The sequence below is a fragment of the Bacillus sp. P4_D3 genome (assembly GCF_056401855.1).
The window spans coordinates 1-6,433 of the sequence record NZ_JBFUIN010000174.1 but is presented as its reverse complement, the minus strand read 5'-3'; the positions used below and the strand labels follow the sequence as shown (position 1 = coordinate 6,433).

The window sequence follows — 6,433 nt, the reverse complement described above, 5'->3', positions numbered from 1 at the left end:
GTTTAAATATGTATTTGGGGGAAGTACAAAGCCAAACTCAAAGCATGAATGCTGTATGTAACGCTACCATTCAAGGTATGGAACAAGCGATTCAGTCGATTGACGCTTTTACAGTTGATACTGTTTTACAGGGACAAACATATAGTAGTGCAAAATCATTTTTTGTACAAACCTTTCGTCCTTTAGCGCAAGGTATTATTTATTTATGTGAAGAACTAATCCATCAAAATAATGCCTTTCCAAACGATTTTCAATCGCGAGTAGCTCAGGCAGATGTAATCGAACAAGAAATATTAGAACAAATTCGAGAAATTGACCGAATGAAAGCAAGTATGGAATCCATTACTCAAACTATGCCAATACCGGGTATGGACGCTCTGGCGGATCTTTTTAATGTCATGAGGCAAAAACTGCAAGAAAAACTAGAACATCTATATGAATTTAATTATACTTCTAGTAGTAATTATGATACGGCCCTCCAACTAGCCGCTAACATTGCGATGGGTTTAGCGGAAGTCCAAAGTGGAAAAGGTTTTAGTCCCGTAAGTGGTACATTTAGTACACAGGGGTTGAATATGAACTGGACGACTTCCATTCAAAAAATGACAGAAGCTAAGGCACGCGAAGCGGACAATTTTGTAAATAATAATTTATCAGATGATAATATCGAAGAAGGTACAATGTATGATACCCCCCCTGAAAAATCTATGCTTCGAAAAGTTTGGGACGGTATATACGTTGGTTCTGGACAAGTTATCGGAGGGATTGTAGAAGGATTCAATTCACTAGATGATACAGTAACAAAAGAAAATATTAAGTATGCTATAGGTCATCCCCTAGAGACAGCATCTACTGCTTATAATAMTTTTTCTGATTCATTTGTGAATGATTTTTGGCATGGTGATGCAGAAAGTCGCGCAAAATGGGGAACAAGTACTTTTATGGAAGTTGGGATAGGATGGATTGGAGATAAAGGGATAGGCAGAGTAGGGAAAATAACTACACTCAGCGAAGGCGCGAATCTAGCAAAATTCTCAGAAGGTATCTCTTCCGTTTCGAATCAAATACCATTGAAAGACCAATTTGCTTTTGCTGGCGGAGGCAGTTTGCGGTCTAGATTTGATACGCCAGATTTTAGAGCAGTTGAGGAAAAGCTATCGACCTATCAATTTGCTAGAGATGAAAATATTCTTAATGTAAAACCTGGTGATAGCAGTCTACTTGCTCCAGGAGGCGGACTAAAAGCGCATAAAGCTAGAGGTGGACATTTAATCAAAAGGCACGTAGGAAAAACAGATGAAGAGTTGTTGCAAAGATTACAGAATGATTCTAGAATAACAGGGTCATCAACTTTTACTGATAGGGCTACCGCTGAGAAAGTAGCTAATGCTACCCTCAGTGACCCTAATAACCAACGAATTATTAGAGATTGGTTAAATAATCCCCGAAGCCGTTCTACGATAGCGTTGGATTATTATAATAATGATATTATTGGGCGTGGAGTACGGAGAGGGGCTACAACAGCTCATGATATGAAAAATGCCAAAATTGTCTTAAAAAAAGACGGCAATGGAAATTTCATTTTAACAGGTTATCCAGTTGACTAATAGGAGGAAAGAAATATATGCTATTAAAAAAAAATCCAGAAGATCCGGTTTATCAGTTCTTAGCAGCAACATTTCATCAAGATACATTTTACGAAGAAGCACTCCAAGAGTTACTTGAAGAAGAAAGTACGGAATATTTACAAGACGCTATTATTTTTCTAACTGAATTTATTCAAAGTGATTATAGTGATAAAGAAAAAAATGAGTACATACAGTTTTCTGCAGATGGGATATATTTTGAAGGATTAGAAATAACACCATTAGAATGGCTTGAACAAACAGTTAAAACGCTAAAACAAGCATTAAAAAGCACTTAATAAAAAAATCGACCGCCCGTAATAGGCGGTCTTTATGTTGGTTCTGGGCAAGTTATCGGAGGGATTGTAGAAGGATTCAATTCACTAGATGATACAGTAACAAAAGAAAATATTAAGTATGCTATAGGCAATCCCCTAGAGACAGCATCTACTGCGTGTAATACTTTTTCTGATTCATTTGTGAATGATTTTTGGCATGGTGATGCAGAAAGTCGTGCAAAATGGGGAACAAGTATTTTTATGGAAGTTGGGATAGGATGGATTGGGGATAAAGGGATAGGCAGAGTAGGGAAAATAACTACACTCGGTGAAGGCGCGAATCTAGCAAAATTCTCAGAAGGTATCTCTTCCGTTTCGAATCAAATACCATTGAAAGACCAATTTGCTTTTGCTGGTGGAACTACTTTAAAATCCAATATTACAGGCAATACTTTTACACAAGCTAAAGATACTTTTTTATTCTTCGATAAATTCAAAGCACACCCTAATTATGTTTTCTTGAATAATAAAGCTGTTGAACATCTTTTTCATGGAAACTTTAATAGAAATAGAGAACCTGGTGGGTACCATCATGAGAGTATGATGGGAGGCGGAAAAATAAAACCTGGAACTGAGTCACCACCTAATCGTTTTGGTGTATATACTGCTGAAATCGAAGTTAATGGGGTTCTAAAGGAATCACCATCGACCTTTTTCCAAAAACATTGGGATAGAACTAAAGTAATGGAAGCCATTTATGAGGCTTTTAATAATAAAAGACATCGACATGGCAATGTATATTCTGGTAAGACTTCTGAGGGAATGGAAATTAGATTTGTTCTTATTAATGATAAAATTATAACTGTTTATCCAAAGTACTAAAGATGGTGAGGTACCAAAAATGAAATATGATTATAAAATAACAAAATATGAAGATGTAGATTCTTTAAAAATAGAATTACCTAAAGAAATAGAAATTGTAGCCACATTTTTAGAAGATGATATCCAAGGGATTCCCATTAAATGGTGGTTACAACAAATCGATGAAGTATTAAACAATATAAAAGAATATAATGAATTTCAAGGTAATCTATGTGCAGTTCAAGTGAAAAAAGAAGAAAATCTACTAGTCGATTTATATTCTAATCATGATCCTAATATATGTAAAATAGAAACAACTGAACTTAGAGATTTAATTGAGATATGGGGACAAGTACAAAAAAATGTATAAAAATAACAATTAAAAAATTAATTTTTATAAAAACATTTAAATTAAGACTCTTCTTAAGTGTGGGCTAGATAGCTCACGCCTTTTATTTTGGGTGACTATAACATTTATTTTTAAAATTTATAATCATACTATTTGTTACGAACAAACTTTCAAAGAATCTATTGGTGTTACAGCTAATTGAAGGCGTATTAACAATTTGAGAGTAGTTATTGATAAGAATGGAAATGTAATAACTGTGTTCCTAAAGAATAAGAAAAGTTTAACATGAGTTTATGTTTTTCATTTGGGAAAATACAGGTGTAATTGGTTATCGAAGGAAAAATTAGGAGAATAAAATTATGAAAAAAATAAACCATGAATTATTTGGTGAAATTGTTCACGATTTATATTGGAGTGGACAACAAAAGATAACTATTTTTGGGCAGGAAAAAATAGTTTCTTTAACTATTGATGGAGAAGAAGATGATTTAATTCCTAAAGTTCAAGAAGAAGCATATAGGAAGTTCATTACTGATATAAACAAACTTACAAAAGAAGCTGAACAAGCAATATTCGAGTATTATAAAGAAGAATATATGGAATATAGAGATATGGTAGGTGATGAATCTGCTGATAAAATAGCGCCGATTATAACAACTATTCAAGAACTAGGAAAATTGGTGGAACCTGTTGGGTTAATTATATTACCAGATTTTGAAGATGGAATTAGAAGAGTGGGATTAATATTCAATTGTACCTGGGAAGAGGACGGTGTCGGGGTAAAATTTGAAAATGAGCAAGTTGTAGAAGTTGGTTATCAAGACATCGTTATTTAAACTTCAAATTATGTGCTGTCACTATATCGAACAGAAGMTGGGTTTGTAAAATAACAATGGAACTACGTGTTTTTTCGTCATACAAAAACCTCTACATATAAGTAGAGGTTTTTAAATTATATATGAATGAATTATGCTTTTTTAGATAAAGTAAATCGAGTTCAGGTAAAAGAAGAACATAGAATACATAATTTTAACTAGACTTATTATTAGCTAGTGTATCCCCACCACCAAGCTCCGCCTCAATCTGCGAAGTCTTCGATGATTCATCCATACGCCAATACGTAATAAAGCTGATCGCGATACAACCTGCCACATAGAAGTAGAATAGTGATTCCATCCCGATACTCTTTAGCCATAATGCGATGAACTCAGCTGTTCCGCCGAATATCGCAACTGTTAGGGCATATGGTAAACCTACGCCTAGTGCACGAATTTCAGTTGGGAAGAGTTCGGCTTTTACAATTGCGTTAATGGAAGTGTAACCAGTAACGATAATGAGGCCGACCATCATGAGTAAAAATGCTACCATTGGTTCTGTCGTTTTTTCCATAAAGAAGAAGATCGGTGCTGTTAGTAACGTTCCGAGAATACCGAAAGCCATTAATAGTGGGCGGCGTCCGATTTTATCGGATAATAGCCCTGCAATCGGTTGAAGTACAACGAATATAAGTAGTGCGACAAAGTTAATCCAGCTTACAACTTCTTTCGGAAGGCCGACTGTGTTTACCATGAATTTTTGTAAATATGTTGTGTACGTATAAAATGCGACAGTGCCTCCTAGTGTTAGGCCGACTACTGTTAATACTGCTTTCGGATGTTTCATAAGAGCGCTAATGGTTCCTGCGCTTTCGCGTTTTTGTGATTTTATGTTTGCGAATTGCTCCGACTCATCCATCGTGCGGCGAAGCCATAATACAGCTACTGCACCCATCGCTCCAATAATGAACGGAATACGCCATCCCCAAGCTTTCATATCTGGTTCGCTTAGTAATTGCTGAAGAACAATTTGAACGCCTAACGCAACCATTTGTCCAGCAACGAGCGTTACATATTGGAAACTTGAATAAAAACCGCGGCGACCACTACTAGCCATTTCAGATAAATACGTTGCGGAAGTTCCGTACTCTCCGCCAAGTGATAATCCTTGAAGTAAACGGGCAAGAACTAAAATGATTGGCGCCATAATACCGATGCTGTCGTAACTAGGTGTACAGGCGATAATTAAAGAACCACCGGCCATAACTGTAATGGAAAGCGTTAATGCTGCCCGGCGTCCGTGCCGATCTGCATAGCGTCCCATTAATAAACTTCCGATAGGGCGCATTAAAAAACCAACTGCGAAAATAGCTGCTGTGTTCAATAATTGACTCGTTGGATCTCCTTTAGGAAAGAACTCTGCTGAAAAATAAACAGCGAAAGCAGAGTAAACGTACCAGTCGTACCATTCAATTAAATTGCCGACGGAACCTTTAAAAATATTGCCGGCGACTCGGTTAGATTTTGCTTGAGCCATATTAATTCCTCCTCTTACTTATAAATAAAATGATAATTATGAAAGCGTGTTCAATGTAGTTGAATTGTACTGTCTTCGGAATAAAATCTCAATATTATGACATTTTTATTCTTTTTGTACTTTATGTACATGGAGAGTTTTAACATATTATCCGAAAGAAGTCTCCTTCCTCCAGCGTGTGAAAAACGATAGTCTAGCGGTAGGTGGGAGATGAATTTCGGTTTGGCGTAGCCAAACATTTGGTTTTCCTATTTATTTCGCCCCTGATATAATCAGTCTTATAAGAGGTAAAGTTTGGTATAACAATGAAAGTAGATAATAATCAGATTGTGTAATCACCGTCATAGCTTATGGGAAATGAAGCGAAAAGTGAGGTGAATGGATGTGCCAAAGCAGAATAAGGCGTACAAGTTTCGTTTGTATCCTACAGAAGAACAAGCATATCTCATACGTAAAACATTCGGATGTGTACGCTTTGTGTATAATAAAATGCTGACTGAGCGGAAAGAAATATACGAAGCATACAAAGAGAACAAGGAAGAACTGAAGAAACAAAAATTCCCTACTCCTGCGAAATACAAAGTGGAGTATGAATGGTTGAAAGAAGTCGATTCCTTAGCATTGGCCAACGTGCAATTAAATTTGCAAACTGCGTATAAGAATTTTTTTAGTGGACAAAGTGAGTTTCCTACATTCAAAAGTAAAAAGAGTAGAAAATCCTACACAACGAATCGAGTTAACGGAAATATTATGTTATTTCATGGTTATATCAAATTGCCGAAATTGAAAATGGTGAGACTGAAGCAACATAGAGAAATACCGCCAAACCATATCATCAAATCGTGTACGATTTCGATGACACCAACTGGTAAGTATTACGTGTCTATTTTGACCGAATATGAAAAAGAAATCACTCCAAAAGAAGTAGAACGTGTAGTTGGATTAGACTTCGCAATGGCTGAATTGTA

The 6,433-nt window shown here is 35.9% G+C and carries 6 protein-coding genes and 1 pseudogene; 6 read left to right on the top strand and 1 reads right to left on the bottom strand.

The window, feature by feature from the left end:
* The 5 genes and pseudogenes from AC1DTM_RS16155 to AC1DTM_RS16135 all read left to right on the top strand — a co-directional run.
* Positions 1–1,607: RNase A-like domain-containing protein (locus AC1DTM_RS16155; RefSeq protein WP_477000477.1), on the top strand; the 1,607-nt coding region annotated here is incomplete at its 5' end.
* A gap of 17 nt (positions 1,608–1,624) precedes the next feature.
* Entirely contained in the window at positions 1,625–1,924 is a 300-nt protein-coding gene (locus tag AC1DTM_RS16150) for a contact-dependent growth inhibition system immunity protein (RefSeq protein WP_016103879.1), read from the top strand.
* 27 nt (positions 1,925–1,951) lie between these two features.
* Positions 1,952–2,785 (top strand): annotated as a pseudogene (locus tag AC1DTM_RS16145) (EndoU domain-containing protein); the annotation flags it as partial.
* A 19-nt stretch (positions 2,786–2,804) separates the two neighbouring features.
* Positions 2,805–3,134 (top strand): hypothetical protein, encoded by a 330-nt coding sequence (locus AC1DTM_RS16140; RefSeq protein ID WP_016103881.1) that lies wholly within the window; start codon positions 2,805–2,807, stop codon positions 3,132–3,134.
* Positions 3,135–3,472: 338 nt separating this feature from the next.
* Entirely contained in the window at positions 3,473–3,949 is a 477-nt protein-coding gene (locus AC1DTM_RS16135) for a DUF6985 domain-containing protein (RefSeq protein ID WP_000723511.1), read from the top strand.
* 193 nt (positions 3,950–4,142) lie between these two features.
* On the opposite strand, the gene AC1DTM_RS16130 is transcribed toward AC1DTM_RS16135, so the two are convergent.
* Entirely contained in the window at positions 4,143–5,465 is a 1,323-nt protein-coding gene (locus AC1DTM_RS16130) for an MFS transporter (protein WP_477000476.1), read from the bottom strand.
* Positions 5,466–5,849: 384 nt separating this feature from the next.
* Between AC1DTM_RS16130 and AC1DTM_RS16125 the strand changes: the two genes are divergently transcribed.
* Positions 5,850–6,433 (top strand): RNA-guided endonuclease TnpB family protein (locus AC1DTM_RS16125; RefSeq protein WP_477000475.1); only part of this gene is annotated, 584 nt, incomplete at its 3' end.

Excerpts from the sequence above, each read along its gene's own strand:
- AC1DTM_RS16150 (WP_016103879.1), top strand. The coding sequence starts at position 1,625 with ATGCTATTAAAAAAAAATCCAGAAGATCCGGTTTATCAGTTCTTAGCA.
- AC1DTM_RS16140 (WP_016103881.1), top strand. The coding sequence starts at position 2,805 with ATGAAATATGATTATAAAATAACAAAATATGAAGATGTAGATTCTTTA.
- AC1DTM_RS16135 (WP_000723511.1), top strand. The coding sequence starts at position 3,473 with ATGAAAAAAATAAACCATGAATTATTTGGTGAAATTGTTCACGATTTA.
- AC1DTM_RS16130 (WP_477000476.1), bottom strand. The coding sequence starts at position 5,465 with ATGGCTCAAGCAAAATCTAACCGAGTCGCCGGCAATATTTTTAAAGGT.